The organism is Pseudomonas sp. TH21 (assembly GCF_016651025.1).
In the GTDB taxonomy this organism is placed as follows: Bacteria; Pseudomonadota; Gammaproteobacteria; order Pseudomonadales; family Pseudomonadaceae; genus Aquipseudomonas; species Aquipseudomonas aylmerensis.
In genome coordinates, this window is sequence record NZ_JAEKEQ010000001.1 from 540,719 (window position 1) to 559,710 (window position 18,992).

Below are 18,992 nucleotides of genomic sequence, written 5' to 3' on the forward strand. Positions count from 1 at the left end.
CTCTGGTTGCCTCAAAGCCTTCTCTGGCCAGCGTCTCGCTCAACTGCCGTAGCGCTTGCTTGCCTCGATCGCCAGGCCGCTGCCGATGCTGCCGAAGATGTTGCCTTCCACGTGCCGTGCATTCGGCAGCATTGCCGAGATGCTGTGGCGCAGGGCCGGGATGCCGCTGGAACCGCCGGTGAAGAACACCGTGTCCACTTGGGCAACGTCCACCGAGGCGTCGGCCAGCAATTGCGTGACGCTGTTGCGCACGCGCTCCAGCAGGCCGTCGATGGCCGACTCGAACAGGCTGCGGCTCAGGTCCACGCTCAAGCCCGGTTCAACCCGGTCGAGCAGTACGTGGCGGCTGTCTTCGTGGGTCAGCTGGATCTTGGTTTCTTCCACTTCCATCGCCAGCCAGTGGCCGGCGCGCTGTTCGATCAGCTTGAACAGGCGGTCAATGCCGCCGGTGTCTTCGATGTCGTAGCGCATGCTGCCCAGGGCCAGCTGGGATTTCTGCGAGTACACCGAGTTGATGGTGTGCCAGGTCGCCAGGTTCATGTGGTGGCTGGTGGGCATGTAGGCGCCGCTTTTCATGCGGCTGCCGTAGCCGAACAGCGGCATCATGCCGGCCAGCGACAGTTGCTTGTCGAAGTCGGTCCCGCCGATGTGCACACCGCCGGTGGCGAGGATGTCGTCGTGGCGGTTGTCGTTGTGACGGCGGTCCGGTGACAGGCGCACCAGCGAGAAGTCGGAGGTACCGCCGCCGATGTCGACGATCAGCACCAGCTCTTCCTTCTCGATGGTCGACTCGTAGTCGAAGGCCGCGGCAATCGGTTCGTACTGGAACGAGATGTCCTTGAAGCCGATCTTGCGCGCTACATCCACCAGAGTGTTTTCGGCTTCCTGGTCGGCCATCGGGTCGTCATCGACGAAGAACACCGGACGTCCCAGCACCACTTCCTCGAACTCGCGGCCGGCGGTGGTCTCGGCACGGCTCTTGAGTTGGCCGATAAACAGCGCCAGCAGGTCGGTGAACGGCATGGCCGTGCCCAATACGCTGGTGTCGTGCTTGATCAGCTTGGAACCCAGCAGGCTCTTGAGCGAGCGCATCAGCCGGCCTTCGTAGTTTTCCAGGTACTCGTGCAGGGCCAGGCGACCGTAGACCGGGCGGCGCTCCTCGAAGTTGAAGAACACCACCGACGGCAACGTGATCTTGTCGTCCTCCAGCGCGATAAGCGTCTCCTCGCCGGGGCGGATCCAGCCGACGGTGGAGTTGGACGTGCCAAAGTCGATGCCGCAGGCACGGGCTGGGGATGGGTTTTTCATGTCTATCGGGTTCCGGTTGAAAAACGGCCGCGCAGTGTATGCCAGTCGCAAAGGAATGCGTAGGCCGACTATCCGTTAAATGGTGCTTGAAAGTACGCGTTTCGCCCCCACATCTTGTGCATACGGCTAGCGCCGATAACACTTTGACGCACCCCCAGGCCACAGCACTCAACAGGTGCAATGCAGCGCACGTTGTGCCCCGGGCTGTGCGATCTCGATTAAGGATGGTGAACCGCCGATGGATTTCAAAGACTACTACAAGATTCTGGGTGTCGAGCCGAGCGCCGATGACAAGGAAATCAAGGCCGCCTATCGCAAGCTCGCACGCAAATACCACCCGGACGTCAGCAAGGAAAAAGACGCCGAAGCCAAGTTCAAGGACGCGTCCGAAGCCTATGAAGCGCTTAAAAGCGCGGATAAGCGCGCGGAATACGACGAACTGCGCAAATACGGCCAACATGGCCAGCCATTTCAGGGGCCACCGGGCTGGCAGAGCCGTGGCGGCTTTGGTGGCGGCCAGGACGCGGGAGACTTCTCGGACTTCTTCAGTTCGATCTTCGGCTCGCGTGGCGATGCCTTCGGAGGCGGCCAGCGTCGTCCTGCCGGGCGTAAAGGCCAGGACGTGGAGATGCAGCTGTCGGTGTTCCTCGAGGAGACTCTGTCTACCGAGTCCAAGCAGATCAGCTTCCAGGTGCCGCAATACGACGCCTCGGGCCGGCATGTCAGCAACACCACCAAGAGCCTGAACGTGAAGATCCCTGCCGGCGTGACCGACGGCGAGCGCATCCGCCTCAAAGGCCAGGGCGCACCGGGCATCGGCGGCGGGCCGAATGGCGACCTGTACCTGATCATCAAGTTTGCGCCACACCCCAAGTTCGAGGTGGATGGCGAGAACCTGATCATCAACCTGCCCCTGGCGCCATGGGAATTGGCGTTGGGCACGGAAGTGGCGGTGCCGACCCTGACCGGCAAGATCAACCTCAAGGTGCCGGCCGGCAGCCAGAACGGCCAGCGCATGCGCGCCAAGGGCCATGGCTTGCTGAACAAGGCCGGGCAGCGCGGCTTCCTTTACGTGCAGCTCAAGGCGGTGATGCCACCGGCAGGCGATGACGAGGTGAAAGCGTTGTGGCAGGCGTTGGCGCAGAAAGCTGCCTTCGATCCTCGCGCCAATTTCTGACGCGCCCTTGCAGGAGCCCGGCTTGCCGGCGAAAGCGGTCTCTCGAACGCTATCGCCGGCAAGCCGGGCTCCTGCACGATTCGGGGGTCAGAACAGGAAATACCGCTGCGCCATCGGCAACACGTCCGCCGGCTCGCACCACAGCAACACCCCATCGGCCTTGACCTGGTAGGTCTGCGGGTCCACCTCGATATCCGGCAGGTAATCGTTGTGGATCAGGTCGGTTTTCTGCACGTCGCGACAGCCCTTCACTACCCCAATCTGTTTCTTCAGGCCCAGCGCTTCCGGCAGGCCTGCGTCCATCGCTGCCTGGCTGATAAACGTCAGGCTGGTGGCGTGCAACGAGCTGCCGAAACTGGCGAACATCGGGCGGTAGTGCACCGGTTGCGGGGTCGGGATCGAGGCGTTGGCGTCGCCCATCAGGCTTGAGGCGATCGCGCCGCCCTTGAGGATCAGGCTCGGCTTGATGCCGAAGAACGCCGGGCGCCAGAGCACCAGGTCAGCCCATTTGCCGACTTCGATGGAGCCGACGATATGGCTGATGCCATGGGTGATCGCCGGGTTGATGGTGTACTTGGCGATATAGCGCTTGGCGCGGAAGTTATCGTTGCCCGGACCGTCGCCGGGCAGGGCGCCGCGCTGTTTTTTCATCTTGTCGGCGGTCTGCCAGGTGCGCGTGATCACTTCGCCGACACGGCCCATGGCCTGGCTGTCGGAGCTGATCATCGAGAAGGCGCCGAGGTCGTGCAGGATGTCTTCGGCGGCGATGGTTTCGCGGCGGATGCGGCTTTCGGCGAAGGCCACGTCTTCGGCAATGCTCGGGTCCAGGTGATGGCAGACCATCAACATGTCCAGGTGTTCGTCGATGGTATTGCGCGTGAACGGCCGCGTCGGGTTGGTGGAACTGGGCAGCACGTTGGCAAAGCCGCAGGCCTTGATGATGTCCGGCGCATGGCCGCCACCGGCACCCTCGGTGTGATAGGTGTGGATGGTGCGGCCCTTCAGCGCGGCCAGGGTGGTTTCGACGAAGCCCGACTCGTTGAGGGTGTCGCTGTGGATCGCCACTTGCACGTCGTACTGGTCGGCGACGCTCAGGCAGTTGTCGATGCTGGCGGGCGTGGTGCCCCAGTCTTCATGCAGCTTCAAGCCGATGGCGCCGGCCTTGACCTGTTCGATCAGCGGCTCCGGCAGGCTGGCGTTGCCCTTGCCGGTCAAGCCGATGTTCATCGGGAACGAGTCGCTGGCCTGCAGCATGCGCGCCAGGTGCCACGGGCCCGAAGTGCAGGTGGTGGCGTTGGTGCCGGTGGCCGGGCCGGTGCCGCCGCCGATCATGGTGGTGACGCCGCTGGTCAGCGCTTCTTCGATCTGCTGCGGGCAGATGAAATGCACATGGGAGTCGATGCCGCCGGCAGTGAGGATCATGCCTTCGCCAGCGATCACTTCGGTGCTGGCGCCGATGGCCATGGTCACACCGGGTTGGATATCCGGGTTGCCGGCCTTGCCGATGGCATGGATGCGGCCATTCTTGAGGCCCACATCGGCCTTGACGATGCCCCAGTGGTCGATGATCAGCGCGTTGGTGATCAGGGTATCGACGACCTCGTGGGCGAGCAGTTGGCTCTGGCCCTGGCCATCGCGGATCACCTTGCCGCCGCCGAATTTCACTTCTTCGCCGTAGACGGTGAAGTCCTGCTCCACTTCGACGAACAGCTCGGTGTCGGCCAGGCGGACCTTGTCGCCGACGGTGGGGCCGTACATGTCGGCGTAGGCTTGTCTGGAAATCTTCATGTGATTGCCTTGGGAATTAAGTGAATGTGGGATCGCGCGCTCGCTTTCGCCGGCTTCCCGGCGATGGGGCCTAGAGGTCGCCCATGATCCGCCCGGCAAAACCAAATACCCGGCGTCCGCCGCTCAAATCGACCAGTTCGATTTCACGGCTTTGCCCAGGCTCGAACCGCACCGCCGTGCCCGCTGGAATATTCAGGCGCATGCCGCGACTCAATGCGCGGTCGAAGGTCAGTGCGTCGTTGGTCTCGAAAAAGTGGTAATGCGAACCCACCTGGATCGGGCGGTCGCCGCTGTTGGCCACGCTCAGGGTGACGGTGCGGCGGCCGACATTGAGTTCGATCTCGCCAGGCTGGATCTGATATTCGCCAGGAATCATGCAGGTTGCCCCAAGGTCTTGAAGTAGATGGCGGTCGGGGTGTAGCGCCCGTCCGGGCTTTGGCAGTAGTCGGGCAGTTCGCCGATCTTGGTGTAGCGCAGGGACTGGTAGAAGGCCTCGGCGCCCGAGCCGGCTTCGGTGTCCAGGTACAACAGGCCGCGCTTGTGCTGGCGCGCGGCGAGTTCCAGGGTGTTCATCAACTGTTGGCCCAGGCCATGGCGTCGCGCGCTGCTGTGCACCAGCAGTTTTTGCACCTCGGCGCGGTTCAGGCCGTTGGCTTTCAGGCACAGCGCCAATTGCACGCTGGCGATCACCTGTTCGTCGCGCACCACCACCCACAGCAGCAGGCTGGCGTCTTCGATGCTGGCGCGCACGCCTTGCAAATAGTCGCGGGCCTGGGCTTCATCGAAGTCGGCCATGAAGCCCACCGACGCGCCGTGCTTGACTGCGTCGAGTAACAGCTCCACCAAGCCCTGGCGGTAGTGGGCAAAACTTTCAGCATTGACTCGACGCAGATGGGTCGCGCTCATCGATCTCACTCCTTGGGCGGTTGCGCGCCCGGATTCAATGTCAGTTGCATAAAGGTCAGGTCCAGCCAGCGGCCGAACTTGATGCCCACCTGGGGCATCTGCCCGGTGGTGATGAAGCCCAGGCGTTCATGCAGGCGGATCGAGGCCTGGTTGCCGCTTTCGATGGCGGCGACCATCACGTGTTTGCCACAGGTACGCGCGCGTTCTATCAGTGCTTGCATCAGCAGGGGGCCAAGGCCTTTGCCACGCTGGTCGTTGCGCACATACACCGAGTGTTCGACGCTGTAGCGAAAGCCTTCGAAGGGACGCCAGTCACCGAACGAGGCGTAGCCGATCACTTCATCATTTTCCACCGCGACCAGGATCGGATAGGCCTGGGCCTGGCGCGAACTGAACCAGGCCTGGCGGTTGCCGAGGTCCACCGGTTGTTCGTTCCAGATCGCCGTGGTGTTGAGCACCGCGTCGTTGTAGATATCGCGAATCGCCGGCAGATCGGCGTGCACGGCGTCACGCAGGGAGATGGACATGCTCGGTCCCTCAAGCAATCGGTTGGTGGACGGTGACCAGCTTGGTGCCGTCCGGGAACGTGGCTTCCACCTGGATATCCGGGATCATTTCCGGGATGCCTTCCATCACTTGCTCACGGCTCAGCAGGGTGGTGCCGTAGTGCATCAGGTCGGCCACGGTGCGGCCATCGCGGGCGCCTTCCATCAGGGCGGCGGAAATATACGCGATGGTTTCCGGGTAGTTGAGCTTCACCCCGCGCGCCAGGCGGCGCTCGGCCACCAGGCCGGCGGTAAAGATCAGCAGCTTGTCTTTTTCCCGTGGGGTCAGATCCATGGTTCAAGGTCCTTCAAAACGTTATTCATAAAAACACCGTAGATCCCTGTAGACGCTGGCTTGCCAGCGATGGCGGACTATCAGGCGAAACCCTCGTGACTGAGCCACCGCGATCGCCGGCAAGCCGGCTCCTGCAGTGCGAATCTTCATGTGCTCCAGATTCTCGGTGAAACGGCATCACGGCCCAGCACCGCCGGGCGTAACAGTTTCCATAAATCAATCAACCAGCCCCGCGCCAACAGTGCTTCACTGGCCAGGCAGCGGGCGACCAGCAAACCGGGCAGTTGGGTCAGGTCGCCGCGCACGGCGTGGGGCAGGGCGCGGCACTGTTCGAGTAATTGCGGTTCGATCTCGGCGGTCAGCAACAGCGTGGCGAACACCGGTTGGCCGTCGAGGCCGATGGGCGAGTCGAGCAAACCGTCGGCGCCCACAATGCGCTGGCGCTCATGCCAGAGCAACTGGCCGTCGCGGCGGATATCCAGGTGCGATTGGAAGTGGCCGAGGTCGAAACGCTCGCCACTGGCCGGGCGACCGAGGGCAATGACGTCCCAGTAGAACAGCCGCGCATCGCCGTGCAGCTGGATGCGCGTGGTGAGCTCGGCCTGGGCGGCGCTGAACACGATGGTTTCCTGGGGCAGCCACTCCAGGGTCGCGCCGGCTTCCACGATCAAGTCCAGTTGCTGAAACGCCGGGCCGCTGGCGCGGTACCACTTGGCCGCGCCGGGGCTGGTCAATTGGGCCCAGGCACCTGTGCCGACATGCGCGCTGATGTCCAGGCGATCACCACCGGCAATTCCGCCGGGCGGGTGCACGATGATGTGCTGGCACACCTCGGGGCCTTCGGCATACAGGTGCTTCTGCACCCGCAGCGGGCCGAGGTGGCGGCGCATTACCGGACGCGTGGTGTCGCCGAAACGTGCGTAGCCGAGTTCCAGCTCGGCGTGCCAGCTGGGGGTGAACAGAGCGGGGGAGACGGGCAGGTTCATGGTTGAGTGCTTATCATCAGGACGCTACAGATTAGATGGTAACCAGGCCGCGTACACCTTCACGCTCCATATTTTCGCCACGGCCCTGCTGGACGATTTCACCCCGCGACATCACCAGGTACTGGTCGGCCAGCTCGGCGGCGAAGTCGTAGAACTGCTCCACCAGCAGGATGGCCATGTCGCCGCGTGCGGCCAGTTTCTTGATCACTGCACCGATCTCCTTGATCACCGACGGCTGGATGCCTTCGGTGGGTTCATCGAGGATCAGCAGGCGCGGACGGCTGGCCAGGGCGCGGCCAATCGCCAACTGTTGCTGCTGGCCGCCGGACAGGTCACCGCCGCGCCGGTGCTTCATTTGCAGCAACACCGGGAACAGTTCGTAGATAAAGGCCGGCACTTCCTTGGCCTCGGCACCGGGAAACCGCGACAAGCCCATCAGCAGGTTTTCTTCCACCGTCAGCCGCCCGAAAATCTCCCGACCCTGCGGCACGTAGGCAATCCCGGCGTGCACGCGCTGGTGCGGCTTGAACCCGGTGATGGGTTTGCCTTCCCAATTCACCGCGCCCTCCTTGGCCGGCAGCAGGCCCATCAGGCACTTGAGCAAGGTGGTCTTGCCCACGCCGTTACGGCCGAGCAGGCAGGTGACCTCGCCGATCTTCACATCAAAGGAGAGACCGCGCAGGATGTGGCTACCGCCGTAATACTGATGCAGCTTGTCGACTTGCAGCATGTTCAAAACTCCTCAAATCGTGCAGGTGCCTGGCATGCAGGAGCCTGGTGGCAAGTGCCTGGCGTGCATGTACCTGGTGCGCAGGTGCCTGGCTTCTGTGGTGAGCAGGCTTGCCCTGCGTTGGGCTGCGCAGCAGCCCTAAACCCAGGCGATGCAGTGTGCCTGGCGTAACGCGGCGCTCTTATTGGGGCCGCTTCGCAGCCCAACGCAGGGCAAGCCTGCTCACCACAAAGGTGTTGGTGTGCATACCGCCGTAGTACGGGTGCAGCTTGTCGACGTGCAGCATGTTCAAAACTCCTCAAATCGTGCAGGTACCTGGCATGCAGGAGCCTGGTGGCAAGTGCCTGGTGCGCAGGTGCCTGGCGCTCAGGTACCAGGCTTCTGTGGTGAGCAGGCTTGCCCTGCGTTGGGCTGCGCAGCAGCCCCAAAACCAGACAACGCGGTGTGCCTGGCGAAACGCGGCGCTCTTACTGGGGCCGCTTCGCAGCCCAACGCAGGGCAAGCCTGCTCACCACAAAGGTGTTGGTGTGCATACCGCCGGAGTACGGGTGCAGCTTGTCGACGTGCAGCATGTTCAAAAACTCCTCAAATCGTGCAAATGCCTGGCGTGCATGTACCTGGTGCGCAGGTACCTGACGTGCAGTTACCTGGTGCGCAGGTGCCTGGCATCTGTGGTGAGCAGGCTTGCCCTGCGTTGGGCTGCGCAGCAGCCCTAAAACCAGACAACGCGGTGTGCCTGGCGTAACGCGGCGCTCTTATTGGGGCCGCTTCGCAGCCCAACGCAGGGCAAGCCTGCTCACCACAAAGGTGTTGGTGTGCATACCGCCGGAGTACGGGTGCAGCTTGTCGACGTGCAGCATGTTCAAAACTCCTCAAAACGTGCAAATGCCTGGCGTGCATGTACCTGGTGCGCAGGTACCTGACGTGCAGTTACCTGGTGCGCAGGAGCCTGGCGCTCAGGTACCTGGCTTCTGTGGTGAGCAGGCTTGCCCTGCGTTGGGCTGCGCAGCAGCCCCAAACCCAGGCGATGCAGTGTGCCTGGCGTAACGCGGCGCTCTTATTGGGGCCGCTTCGCAACCCAACGCAGGGCAAACCTTCTCACCACAACAGTGTGACTGCCGCCGATTTTTCAGCGGCCCAGGTACACCTCGATCACCCGTTCATTTTCCTGCACTTGTTCCAGCGATCCTTCCGCCAGCACGCTGCCCTGGTGCAACACGGTCACGTGGTCGGCAATCGAACCGACGAAGCCCATGTCGTGCTCCACCACCATCAACGAGTGCTTGCCCGCCAGGCGTTTGAACAGTTCGGCGGTGAATTCAGTCTCGGCGTCGGTCATACCCGCCACCGGTTCGTCGAGCAGCAACAGCTGCGGGTCCTGCATCAGCAGCATGCCGATTTCCAGGAACTGCTTTTGCCCGTGGGACAGCAATCCCGCCGGGCGATCCAGTGACGCGGTCAGGCGAATAGTGTCGAGCACTTCATCGATACGGTCTTTCTGCTCGCCACTCAGGCGCGCGCGCAGGCTGGCCCATACCGACTTGTCGGTCTTCTGCGCCAGCTCGAGGTTTTCGAACACGCTGAGGGCTTCGAACACCGTCGGTTTCTGGAACTTGCGGCCAATGCCGGCCTGGGCAATCTGCACTTCGCTCATGCTGGTCAGGTCCAGGGTCTCGCCGAACCAGGCCTTGCCATGACTGGGACGGGTCTTGCCGGTGATCACGTCCATCAGCGTGGTCTTGCCGGCGCCGTTGGGGCCGATGATGCAGCGCAATTCACCGACACCGATGTACAGGTTCAAGGCGTTGAGGGCCTTGAAACCGTCGAAGCTGACGCTGATGTCTTCCAGGGTCAGGATCGTGCCGTGGCGGGTGTTCAGGCCGGTGCCGGCGGCCTGGCCGAGGCCGATGGCATCGCGGCCGCTGCCCGCATCGAGAATAGGTTCGAGCATGACGTTCCTCATTTTTTCAGCAGCCCGATCACGCCCTTGGGCAGGTACAGGGTGACGATGATGAACAGCGCGCCGAGGAAGAACAGCCAGTATTCCGGGAAGGCCACGGTGAACCAGCTCTTCATGCCATTGACCACGCCGGCGCCGAGCAACGGCCCGATCAGCGTGCCGCGCCCGCCCAGGGCCACCCACACGGCGGCTTCGATGGAGTTGGTCGGCGACATTTCGCTGGGGTTGATGATGCCCACTTGCGGCACATACAACGCCCCGGCCAAACCGCACAACACCGCGCTCAGCACCCACACGAACAGCTTGAAGCCGCGCGGGTCGTAGCCGCAGAACATCAGGCGGTTCTCGGCGTCACGCAGGGCGGTCAGTACCCGGCCGAACTTGCTGCGTGCCAGCCGCCAGCCGATGAACAGGCTCGCCACCAGCAGCAGGACCGTGGCCACGAACAACACCGCGCGCGTGCCCGGTTCGGTGATGCCGAAACCGAGAATGCTGCGAAAATTGGTGAAGCCATTGTTGCCGCCAAAGCCCGTCTCGTTGCGAAAGAACAACAGCATCCCGGCGAAGGTCAGGGCCTGGGTCATGATCGAGAAATACACACCCTTGATCCGCGAGCGAAAGGCGAAGAAACCGAATACCAGCGCCAGCACGCCCGGCGCCAGCACCACCAGGCACAGGGCCCACAGGAAGTGCTCGGTGCCAACCCAATACCAGGGCAGTTCGGTCCACGACAGGAAGGTCATGAACGCCGGCAACTCATCGCCGCTGGCCTGGCGCATCAGGTACATGCCCATCGCATAACCGCCGAGGGCGAAGAACAGGCCGTGGCCGAGCGACAGCATTCCCGCGTAGCCCCACACCAGGTCCAGCGCGAGCGCGACGATGGCATAGCAGAGGATCTTGCCGACCAGTGTCAGGGTGTAGGCGGACACATGCAGCGCACTGTCCGGCGGCAACAACGACAGCAGCGGCAGCGCGAGCAGTACCACAAGGATCAACGCGCCCACTGCAATCGTGACGGTGGGGCCGGCCTTTTGCGTGGCCGTGAGCATCAATGGCTGGTTCATCAGTCGATCACCCGTCCTTTCAGTGCGAAGAGTCCCTGCGGGCGTTTCTGGATAAACAGAATGATCAGCGCGAGGATCAGGATCTTGCCGAGCACGGCACCGATCTGCGGTTCGAGAATCTTGTTGGCGATCCCCAGGCCGAAGGCCGCCATCACGCTACCGGCCAACTGGCCGACGCCGCCGAGTACCACCACCAGGAACGAGTCGATGATGTAGCTCTGGCCCAGGTCCGGGCCGACGTTGCCGATCTGGCTCAGTGCCACGCCGCCCAGGCCGGCGATGCCGGAGCCGAGGCCAAACGCGAGCATGTCCACGCGCCCGGTGGGCACGCCACAGCAGGCAGCCATGTTGCGGTTCTGGGTGACGGCGCGCACGTTGAGGCCCAGGCGCGTCTTGTTCAACAGCAGCCAGGTCAGCACCACCACAAACAGCGCGAAGGCGATGATCACGATGCGGTTGTACGGCAGCACCAGGTTGGGCAGCACCTGGATCCCGCCGGACAGCCACGCGGGATTGGAGACTTCGACGTTCTGCGCGCCAAACACCAGGCGCACCAACTGGATCAGCATCAGGCTGATGCCCCAGGTGGCGAGCAGGGTTTCCAGCGGCCGGCCGTACAGATGGCGAATCACCGTACGCTCCAGCGCCATGCCGATCGCGGCGGTGACGAAGAACGCCACCGGCAAGGCGATCAACGGGTAGAACTCGATGGCCGCGGGCACGTAGCGCTGCATCAGCAACTGCACCACATAGGTCGAGTAGGCGCCGAGCATGAGCATCTCGCCGTGGGCCATGTTGATCACACCGAGCAGGCCGAACGTGATCGCCAGGCCCAGGGCCGCGAGGAGCAGGATCGACCCCAGGGACATGCCGCTGAAGGCCTGGCCGAGGATCTCGCCAAGCATCAGTTTGCGTTTGACCTGGGCCAGGCTGGTTTCGGCAGCGGTGTGCACGGCGGCGTCGGTTTCCACGCCCGGCGCCAGCAGTGCTTCGAGGCGGGTGCGCGCCAGCGGATCGCCGGTGCTGCCGAGCAGACGCACCGCAGCGAGGCGCACCAGCGGGTCGGTATCGACCAGTTGCAGGTTGGCCAGCGCCAGGCTGAGGGCGGTGTGGACGTCCTCATTGGTCTCGGCGGCGACTTGCTGGTCGAGGAATTTGAGCTGCGCAGGCACAGCGGTTTTTTGCAGGGTTTGTGCTGCGGCCAGGCGCACCTTGGGGTCGGCGGCGAGCAGTTGCTGGCTGGCTTGCACGTTGTCGATCAAACCGCGCAGGCGGTTGTTCAGGCGTACGGTCCTGGTTTCACCGTTGACCGTGAGTTGGCCTTGTTGCAGGGCGTCGACCAGTTCGATGCGGGCTGGATTTGGCTGGGCAGCCCAGTCCTGCAGCAGCTTGGCTTGCTGGGTCGGGTTGGCGGCCAGGAAGTCTTCGGCATCGCCTGCGTGTGCGGCCAGCGGCAGCAACAGCAGGGCGGCGAGGATGAAGCGGTAAAGGGCAGTGGGCATACCAAAATGTCCTGATCATGCGCGGACAGTGTGGGAGCGGGCTTGCTCGCGAATGCGCCGTGTCAGTCGACGCATCCGGAGCTGATCCAGCGCTTTCGCGAGCAAGCCCGCTCCCACATTTAGACCGAGTCGGGCTTAGTTGCTCTTGACGGCGTAATCCGGCTTTTTGTCATTGCCAGGAATGTACGGGCTCCACGGTTGCGCGCGGATCGGCTCCTGGGTCTGCCAGACCACCGAGAATTGCCCGTCCGCCTGGATCTCGCCGATCATTACTGGCTTGTGCAGGTGGTGATTGGTCTTGTCCATGGTCAGGGTGAAGCCCGACGGCGCGGCGAAGGTCTGGCCGGCCAGCGCTTCACGCACTTTGTCGACATCGGTGGACTTGGCTTTCTCGACGGCCTGCGCCCACATATGGATGCCCACGTAGGTGGCTTCCATCGGGTCATTGGTCACGGCTTTGTCCGCGCCCGGCAGGTTGTGTTTCTTGGCGTAGGCCTTCCAGTCGGCGACGAATTTGGTGTTCACCGGGTTCTCCACCGACTGGAAGTAGTTCCAGGCCGCGAGGTTGCCCACCAGCGGCTTGGTGTCGATGCCGCGCAGCTCTTCTTCACCCACCGAGAACGCCACCACCGGTACGTCGGTGGCCTTCAGGCCCTGGTTGGCCAGCTCTTTGTAGAACGGCACGTTGGAGTCGCCATTCACGGTGGAGATCACTGCCGTCTTGCCGCCGGCGGAGAACTTCTTGATGTTGGCGACGATGGTCTGGTAGTCGGCGTGGCCGAACGGGGTGTAGACCTCTTCGATGTCTTTGTCCGCTACACCTTTGGAATGCAGGAATGAGCGCAGGATCTTGTTGGTGGTGCGTGGGTATACGTAGTCGGTGCCGAGCAGGAAGAAACGCTTGGCGCTGCCGCCTTCTTCGCTCATCAGGTATTCCACCGCCGGGATCGCTTGCTGGTTCGGCGCTGCACCGGTGTAGAACACGTTGGGCGACATCTCCTCACCCTCGTATTGCACCGGGTAGAACAGCAGGCCATTGAGCTCTTCGAACACCGGCAACACCGATTTACGCGACACCGAGGTCCAGCAGCCGAACACCACGGCGACCTTGTCCTGGGTCAGCAACTGGCGGCCTTTCTCGGCGAACAGCGGCCAGTTGGAGGCGGGGTCGACGACCACCGGCTCGAGCATCTTGCCATTCACCCCGCCCTTGGCGTTGATCTCGTCGATGGTCATCAGCGCCATGTCCTTGAGCGACGTTTCGGAGATGGCCATGGTCCCGGACAGCGAATGCAGGATGCCGACCTTGATGGTCTCGGCGGCCTGCACGGTCCAGGTCAGGCCCATGGCGGCAATGGATGCCGACAGGGTGAAAGCCTTGATCAAGCTGCGACGCTTCATGGTGCGATCTCCGTAAACGTTGGATTTTTTCTGAGGGCCAGATATGAACGTTAAAACGGTACTAGCAAAGGCTGTGCCCGATGACGCACCGCCCGGTTTTGCGGGGGCATACCTGCAGCTGGAGGGTTGTGCGCACCAAAAACGAGCGACCAGGCGGTGGCGGTGCAGGTGATGCGCCTAAAGAGTGCCGGGAGGCAAAGGCGCCTTGATAACCGAGCGGCGCGCCTCTTGAGGCTGACCGCGGTGAGTTGCAGGCCACTGTCGCGACAGGGCTGCGTCTGGAGCCCTAGCGCTTGCGCATCAGGCCTATAAAGAACAGCCCGCCGATCGCCGCCGTGGCAATGCCGATTGGCAGGTCTTGCGGGGCGATCAGGGTGCGCGCGGCCACATCCACCCACACCAGGAACAGGCTGCCCAGCAAGGCGCAGACCGGCAGCAACCGGCGGTGCTCGGCGCCTACCAGGCGCCGGGCGATGTGCGGCACCATCAGCCCGACAAAACCGATGGAGCCGCTCACCGACACCAGCACGCCGGTCATCAATGAGGCGATCAGGAATACCCGCAGGCGCACGTTGCGGGCGTTCAGGCCAAGGGTCACGGCGGTCTGTTCGCCGGCCATCAGCGCATTCAGCGGCCGCGCCATGCCCACCAGCAGCATCAGCCCCAGCACCACCACGGCGGCAGGCACCATCAGCAGTTCCCAGCGCGCCAGGCCGAGGCCGCCGAGCATCCAGAACATCACCGCCGACGCGGCGCGATGGTCGCCCATGAACAGCAGCAGGTTGGCCGTCGCCATCATCACGAACGACACCGCCACACCGCACAGCAACAGGCGATCACTCTCCAGCCGGCCATTGCGACTCGCCACGGCCAGCACCACCAGCATGCTCACCAACGCACCGATAAATGCGGCGATGGGCAGGGTCAGCAGGCCGATGATTTCGCCGACATGCAGCACCACGATCACCGCGCCGAGCGTAGCGCCGGAGGTGACGCCCAGCAGGTGCGGATCCGCCAGCGGGTTGCGGGTGACAGCCTGCAATACCGCGCCGATCAACGCCAGGCCGGCGCCCACCAGCGCCCCGAGCAACATGCGCGGCACCCGGATCAGCCAGACGATGTGCTCCTGCCCGACCGGCCAGTTGACCTCGCCGAGTCCGAAGGCCTTGTACAACAAGACGCGCCACACCACGTCCACCGGCACCCGCGCCGGGCCGAAACCCAGGGAGAGCACGCAGGACACCAGCAACACCGCCCCGAGGGCGGCGAGCAGCAAGGCGTAGCGACGGGTGATCATTCGCCGTGGAACCCCTTGGCCAGGGTTTCGACGGCCAGCACGTTATCGATGCCGGGCGTGGCTTGCACGTAAGGGATCACGATAAAACGCTGGTTCTTGATCGCATCCACCGCCTGCAGTGCCGGGTTATTGAGCAGGAAGGCCTGCTTCTGGTCGGCGCTGACTTCGCTGTAGTCGACGATCACGATGACCTGCGGGTTGCGCTCGACCACGGTCTCCCAGTTGATGCGCGTCCAGCTGGCGTCGACGTCGTCGAGGATATTGCGCCCGCCGGCAGCCTCGATCAGTGCCTGGGGCATGCCCAGGCGGCCGGAGGTCATGGCGCGGTCTTCACCGCTGTCATAGAGGAACACGCGGGGTGTGTCGGCGGGCAGGTCCTTGCGCACCTCGGCGACCTGCGCCTGCATCTGGGCGATCAGGGCGTTGGCGCGGTCCTGGACGTCGAAGATCTTGCCCAGGTTGCGCAGGTCATTGTAGGTGTCGTCCAGGGTCGCGGCCGGGCGCTTCATGACAAAGGCGCACGACTCGGTCAGCTCATACACGTTGATGCCCAAGGGTTGCAGGGTTTGCGGCGTGAGGTCGCCGCCCACGCGCATGCCGTAGTCCCAGCCGGCGAAGAAGAAATCCACATTGGCGTTGAGCAGGGTTTCCACCGAGGGATACTTGCTAGCCAGCTCCGGCAGGCCATCGAGGGTCTGGGCCATTTGCGCGCTGACTGACTTCCATCCTGTCACACCGCTGTAGCCGGCCATGCGTGGCTTGAGGCCCAGGGCGAGCATCATCTGGGTCATGTTGATGTCGTGGCTCACCGCATGCTGCGGCGCTTCCTGGAAGGTCACGTCGCGGTTGCAACTCTTGATGGTCACCGGGTAATGGGTCGCTTCGGCGAACGCTTGAGCCGTGCCGAACAGCAGGGCGAGAGACAGCAGGGAGCGCAGGATCATGGTTGAGTTATCCAGGTGATTCGGGGGTAGCCGGACAAGGGATGGGTGTCGATCAGCGCCTCGACGCCGAACACGTCGCGCAGCAACTCGGCGGTGAGTACTTGATGGGGCGTGCCACTGGCGACGATGCGTCCGTGGTCGATCACATAGAGGCGGTCGCAAAAGGCGGCGGCCAGATTCAGGTCGTGGATGCTGGCCAGGGTACCGATGTTCAGGCGTTTGACCAGCCTTAAAAGCTCAAGCTGGTAGCGCGGGTCGAGGTGGTTGGTCGGCTCGTCGAGGATCAGCAGTTGCGGTTGCTGGGCCAGTGCACGGGCCAGGATGACGCGCTGTTTTTCACCGCCCGACAGCGTGCCGAACGCGTGGTCGTCAAAGCCCTGCATGCCCACCGACGCCAGCGCCTGTTGCACCAACTGCTGGTCCTGTTGTGTGTCGCTGTCAAACAAACCCTTGTGGGGTGTGCGGCCCATGGCGACCACTTCATCCACGCGCAGGCCGAAGGCATCCGGAAACTCCTGCAACACCACGGCAATACGTTGCGCGCACCACTTGGCGCTTTGCTTCCACACGTTCCGATGCTCGAGCCGCACTTCACCGTGTTCCGGTTGGGTGAACCGGTAGGCGCAGCGCAACAGGCTGGTCTTGCCGCTGCCGTTGGGCCCGATCAGCCCGACAAATTCCCCCGCACCGACCTGCAGGCTGGCGTCACGCAGTTGGAACCGGTGATGGCAGCGGTCGTGACCCGGTGGGGTCCAGCCAAGCTGGGCGAGGGTGAGTGAAGTCATCGTTACTCTCTGGATCAACACAATTGAACGGTGGGGGCTGGCTTGCCGGCTATAGCAGTTTGTCTGGTCCAGATGCACTGCCTGAACCGCCGCCATCACAGGCAAGCCAGCTCCCACATGGGGTTCCGCTAAAAGGTGTAGTCCGCCGTGACGAAGAACGAGCGCGGTTCACCGAGGATCCACTGTTGGCCGTCGTTGTACTGGCTGACGGCGTAGGTGCGGTCGAACAGGTTGTTCAACTGCAGGCCCAGGGTGGTGTTGCGCAGTGCTTTCCACGAGACGCTGGCGTCGACCACGGTGTAGCTCGGCAACTCGTTCTGGTTGGCCATGTCGGCATACCGCGCATCGACATAACGCACACCGGCGCCGGCGCGGATATCGTCGGTCACGGCCTTGCTCAGCCACAGGTTGGCGGTGCGGCGCGGTACGTCCACCGGGCGGTTGCCGTCGCGCGATACCTGTACGCCGTCGACGTCCTGCTTGAAGTCGTCGTACTGCGCCCGCACGAAGGCGGCATTGGCTTGCAGTTGCCAAGCGTTCGGCAATTGCAGGTCGAGGCTGGCTTCCAGGCCATTGGACGATTGCTGGCCGACTTGCTGCTGTTGGTCCGGGTCGCCCGGCACGTCGGTGAGCAGTTTTTTCTTGACGATATGGTAGGCGGCCAGCGTCCATTCACCGCGTTGGTCCCAGAAGGTTTGCTTGATGCCGATCTCGCTTTGCTTGGCCGTCGACAGGTCGAACTGCTGCTGGCTCTTGCTCAGGGAAATCAAGCCGCCGACGCCGTCGGTGCTGGTGGCGTACTGGCCGTAGACCGACGTGTCCGGGGTGATCGCATACACCAGGCCGGCCTTCCAATTGTTGCCGGTGAGAGTCTTGTCGTTCTGGCTGCCGTCGCGCAAATCATCGCGATCAATGTGCGCGTAGTCACGCCGGATGCCGGTGATCAGCGACAGTTGATCGGTGAGTTGCAGGCGGTTTTCAGCGAAGCCGGCGACGGTCTTGGTGGTGGTGGCGAACACCGGTTTGAACGGGGAGTTACTGGCGAACTGTCCAGGCGCCGGGTGGTTCACGTCGATAGGTTGGCCACCGTTGAAGGTGTCTTCAAACGGGGTGTTGCTGGCCAGGCGGAAGCGGATGCGGTTGGACTCCACGCCGGTCACGGTCTGGCTGTCGAGGCCGAACAGGGTGTGCTTGAAGGTGAAGGTCTGGCGATCACCGACCTGTTCCTGGTTGTGCTTGATGCCGTAGTTACCGCTGCGGGTGAGTTGGCCGTCGGTGAAATTGTAGTTCTCGGCGTTCTGCCAGCGACGCTGGTTCTTCAGGTAGTACAGCTCGTTGGTGGCGCTGACATGGTCGTTGATCTGCCATTCGCTGGTCAGGCGTGTCCACTGGTCGTTGTAGTGCTGGATGTCGTTGCTGACGTTGTAGTTCTTGTCGCGCAGGCCCTTGTGCAATTGGCCGTTGATCAGCGGGGTGCCGAAGTAGTTTTGCGGGCGCTGGTCGCCGTAGTCGCTGGCCAGGGTAAAGCTCAGGTTGTCTGCCGCCTGCCAGCGCAGCGCGCCGCTGACGAAGTCGCTGCTGGAGTCGCCACGGTCGATGAAACCGTTGCTGCGCAGGCGATTGAGGTTCAAGCGATAGCTCAGGGTGTCGGTCAGCGAGCCGCCGCTGTCCAGGGCTTCCTGCTGGCGGTCGTAGGAGCCGTAGCCGAGGCGGATATGGTTTTCGATCTCGCCGCTGAAGGGTTTTTTCGGCACGGTGTTGACCACCGCACCGGTGGCACCTTCGCCGTACAGCACCGAAGCCGGGCCGCGCAAAACGTCCACGCGCTCCACTGACCAGGTGTCCACCGGGAAGGTCGAGGTCCCCATGCCCATGTACATGCGGTTGCCGTCGTACAGCTGCATCACCGAACCCTGGCCGGTAAAGCCACGGGCCGAGAGCGACGTGCCGCCGTCGCCCGGCGAGCCGGTGCGGCTGATGCCGGTGGCGCGGGAAATCGCGTCCTGCACGCTGGCGTCGCCGCGTTCGCGGATCTGCGTGCCGGTCTGGCTCTCGACGCTGCCCGGGGTTTGCAGGGCCGTGAGGTTCAGGCGGGAGCCGGCGGTGGTCGGCGTGTTCAGGTCGACGCGTTCGTCATCCACCGCAGGCGCGGTGACGGGGCTGGCGGGCAGGGTCAGGGCCTGGGCGCTGGTGTGCAGGGCGAGCAGGCACAGGCCGGACGCAAGGTACTTGTTCATCAGACGGAAAATCGCTTCTTCGAGGCGGTGCTCGCCGTAGGGGACGGCGAGCCGGGGTATGCAG

At 63.3% G+C, this 18,992-nt stretch carries 17 protein-coding genes; 1 reads left to right on the plus strand and 16 read right to left on the minus strand.

Annotated features, from left to right (window positions below):
- Positions 1-39: 39 nt before the first annotated feature.
- A complete protein-coding gene (locus tag JFU04_RS02270; RefSeq protein WP_106805300.1) occupies positions 40-1,308 on the minus strand; it encodes an Hsp70 family protein in 1,269 nt (422 codons plus the stop codon).
- Positions 1,309-1,546: 238 nt separating this feature from the next.
- Between JFU04_RS02270 and JFU04_RS02275 the strand changes: the two genes are divergently transcribed.
- Positions 1,547-2,485 (plus strand): DnaJ C-terminal domain-containing protein, encoded by a 939-nt coding sequence (locus JFU04_RS02275; RefSeq protein WP_065900211.1) that lies wholly within the window; start codon positions 1,547-1,549, stop codon positions 2,483-2,485.
- A gap of 87 nt (positions 2,486-2,572) precedes the next feature.
- Here the strand turns inward: JFU04_RS02275 and ureC are convergent, their stop codons facing one another.
- The 15 genes from ureC to JFU04_RS02350 form a co-directional block, all read right to left on the minus strand.
- A complete protein-coding gene (gene ureC / locus JFU04_RS02280; RefSeq protein WP_065900213.1) occupies positions 2,573-4,273 on the minus strand; it encodes an urease subunit alpha in 1,701 nt (566 codons plus the stop codon).
- Between the two features lie 70 nt (positions 4,274-4,343).
- Positions 4,344-4,649 carry an urease subunit beta gene (locus tag JFU04_RS02285; RefSeq protein WP_065900216.1) on the minus strand — a complete coding sequence of 102 codons (306 nt, stop codon included), beginning with the start codon at positions 4,647-4,649 and terminating at the stop codon, positions 4,344-4,346.
- On the minus strand, positions 4,646-5,179 hold the full coding sequence (locus JFU04_RS02290) for a GNAT family N-acetyltransferase (RefSeq protein ID WP_120447516.1): 534 nt from the start codon (positions 5,177-5,179) through the stop codon (positions 4,646-4,648). The genes JFU04_RS02285 and JFU04_RS02290 overlap by 4 nt, the downstream gene beginning before the upstream one ends.
- Before the next feature lie 5 nt (positions 5,180-5,184).
- The gene (locus JFU04_RS02295) at positions 5,185-5,706 is read right to left on the minus strand and encodes a GNAT family N-acetyltransferase (protein ID WP_201143438.1); all 522 of its coding nucleotides are present in this window, start codon (positions 5,704-5,706) and stop codon (positions 5,185-5,187) included.
- A 10-nt stretch (positions 5,707-5,716) separates the two neighbouring features.
- Complete coding sequence (gene ureA, locus JFU04_RS02300; protein WP_003171437.1) at positions 5,717-6,019, minus strand: urease subunit gamma; 303 nt, start codon at positions 6,017-6,019, stop codon at positions 5,717-5,719.
- Positions 6,020-6,165: 146 nt separating this feature from the next.
- Positions 6,166-7,005 (minus strand): urease accessory protein UreD, encoded by an 840-nt coding sequence (locus JFU04_RS02305; RefSeq protein ID WP_201143439.1) that lies wholly within the window; start codon positions 7,003-7,005, stop codon positions 6,166-6,168.
- A gap of 31 nt (positions 7,006-7,036) precedes the next feature.
- The gene (urtE, locus tag JFU04_RS02310) at positions 7,037-7,735 is read right to left on the minus strand and encodes an urea ABC transporter ATP-binding subunit UrtE (protein WP_065900233.1); all 699 of its coding nucleotides are present in this window, start codon (positions 7,733-7,735) and stop codon (positions 7,037-7,039) included.
- 1,129 nt (positions 7,736-8,864) lie between these two features.
- Positions 8,865-9,698 carry an urea ABC transporter ATP-binding protein UrtD gene (gene urtD / locus JFU04_RS02315; protein ID WP_162946058.1) on the minus strand — a complete coding sequence of 278 codons (834 nt, stop codon included), beginning with the start codon at positions 9,696-9,698 and terminating at the stop codon, positions 8,865-8,867.
- Positions 9,695-10,762 (minus strand): urea ABC transporter permease subunit UrtC, encoded by a 1,068-nt coding sequence (gene urtC / locus JFU04_RS02320; RefSeq protein WP_065900235.1) that lies wholly within the window; start codon positions 10,760-10,762, stop codon positions 9,695-9,697. Before urtC ends, urtD begins: the two co-directional genes overlap by 4 nt.
- Complete coding sequence (urtB, locus tag JFU04_RS02325) at positions 10,762-12,264, minus strand: urea ABC transporter permease subunit UrtB (RefSeq protein WP_065900236.1); 1,503 nt, start codon at positions 12,262-12,264, stop codon at positions 10,762-10,764. The genes urtC and urtB overlap by 1 nt, the downstream gene beginning before the upstream one ends.
- 135 nt (positions 12,265-12,399) lie before the next feature.
- Positions 12,400-13,665, minus strand: a complete 1,266-nt coding sequence (gene urtA / locus JFU04_RS02330) for an urea ABC transporter substrate-binding protein (protein WP_065900237.1) — start codon at positions 13,663-13,665, stop codon at positions 12,400-12,402.
- Between the two features lie 286 nt (positions 13,666-13,951).
- Entirely contained in the window at positions 13,952-14,962 is a 1,011-nt protein-coding gene (locus JFU04_RS02335; protein WP_065900238.1) for a FecCD family ABC transporter permease, read from the minus strand.
- A complete protein-coding gene (locus JFU04_RS02340) occupies positions 14,959-15,906 on the minus strand; it encodes an ABC transporter substrate-binding protein (protein WP_201143440.1) in 948 nt (315 codons plus the stop codon). The genes JFU04_RS02335 and JFU04_RS02340 overlap by 4 nt, the downstream gene beginning before the upstream one ends.
- Complete coding sequence (locus tag JFU04_RS02345) at positions 15,903-16,691, minus strand: ABC transporter ATP-binding protein (protein ID WP_201143441.1); 789 nt, start codon at positions 16,689-16,691, stop codon at positions 15,903-15,905. Before JFU04_RS02345 ends, JFU04_RS02340 begins: the two co-directional genes overlap by 4 nt.
- Before the next feature lie 128 nt (positions 16,692-16,819).
- Complete coding sequence (locus JFU04_RS02350) at positions 16,820-18,928, minus strand: TonB-dependent receptor (RefSeq protein WP_201143442.1); 2,109 nt, start codon at positions 18,926-18,928, stop codon at positions 16,820-16,822.
- Positions 18,929-18,992 lie beyond the last annotated feature (64 nt).

Bases quoted from the DNA above. Each gene is read 5' to 3' on its own strand.
- urtB (WP_065900236.1), bottom strand. From the start codon at position 12,264: ATGCCCACTGCCCTTTACCGCTTCATCCTCGCCGCCCTGCTGTTGCTG.
- urtA (WP_065900237.1), bottom strand. From the start codon at position 13,665: ATGAAGCGTCGCAGCTTGATCAAGGCTTTCACCCTGTCGGCATCCATT.
- ureC (WP_065900213.1), bottom strand. From the start codon at position 4,273: ATGAAGATTTCCAGACAAGCCTACGCCGACATGTACGGCCCCACCGTC.
- ureA (WP_003171437.1), bottom strand. From the start codon at position 6,019: ATGGATCTGACCCCACGGGAAAAAGACAAGCTGCTGATCTTTACCGCC.
- JFU04_RS02275 (WP_065900211.1), top strand. From the start codon at position 1,547: ATGGATTTCAAAGACTACTACAAGATTCTGGGTGTCGAGCCGAGCGCC.
- urtD (WP_162946058.1), bottom strand. From the start codon at position 9,698: ATGAGGAACGTCATGCTCGAACCTATTCTCGATGCGGGCAGCGGCCGC.
- JFU04_RS02305 (WP_201143439.1), bottom strand. From the start codon at position 7,005: ATGAACCTGCCCGTCTCCCCCGCTCTGTTCACCCCCAGCTGGCACGCC.
- JFU04_RS02285 (WP_065900216.1), bottom strand. From the start codon at position 4,649: ATGATTCCTGGCGAATATCAGATCCAGCCTGGCGAGATCGAACTCAAT.
- JFU04_RS02270 (WP_106805300.1), bottom strand. From the start codon at position 1,308: ATGAAAAACCCATCCCCAGCCCGTGCCTGCGGCATCGACTTTGGCACG.
- JFU04_RS02295 (WP_201143438.1), bottom strand. From the start codon at position 5,706: ATGTCCATCTCCCTGCGTGACGCCGTGCACGCCGATCTGCCGGCGATT.
- JFU04_RS02345 (WP_201143441.1), bottom strand. From the start codon at position 16,691: ATGACTTCACTCACCCTCGCCCAGCTTGGCTGGACCCCACCGGGTCAC.
- JFU04_RS02335 (WP_065900238.1), bottom strand. From the start codon at position 14,962: ATGATCACCCGTCGCTACGCCTTGCTGCTCGCCGCCCTCGGGGCGGTG.
- JFU04_RS02340 (WP_201143440.1), bottom strand. From the start codon at position 15,906: ATGATCCTGCGCTCCCTGCTGTCTCTCGCCCTGCTGTTCGGCACGGCT.
- JFU04_RS02290 (WP_120447516.1), bottom strand. From the start codon at position 5,179: ATGAGCGCGACCCATCTGCGTCGAGTCAATGCTGAAAGTTTTGCCCAC.
- urtE (WP_065900233.1), bottom strand. From the start codon at position 7,735: ATGCTGCAAGTCGACAAGCTGCATCAGTATTACGGCGGTAGCCACATC.
- JFU04_RS02350 (WP_201143442.1), bottom strand. From the start codon at position 18,928: ATGAACAAGTACCTTGCGTCCGGCCTGTGCCTGCTCGCCCTGCACACC.
- urtC (WP_065900235.1), bottom strand. From the start codon at position 10,762: ATGAACCAGCCATTGATGCTCACGGCCACGCAAAAGGCCGGCCCCACC.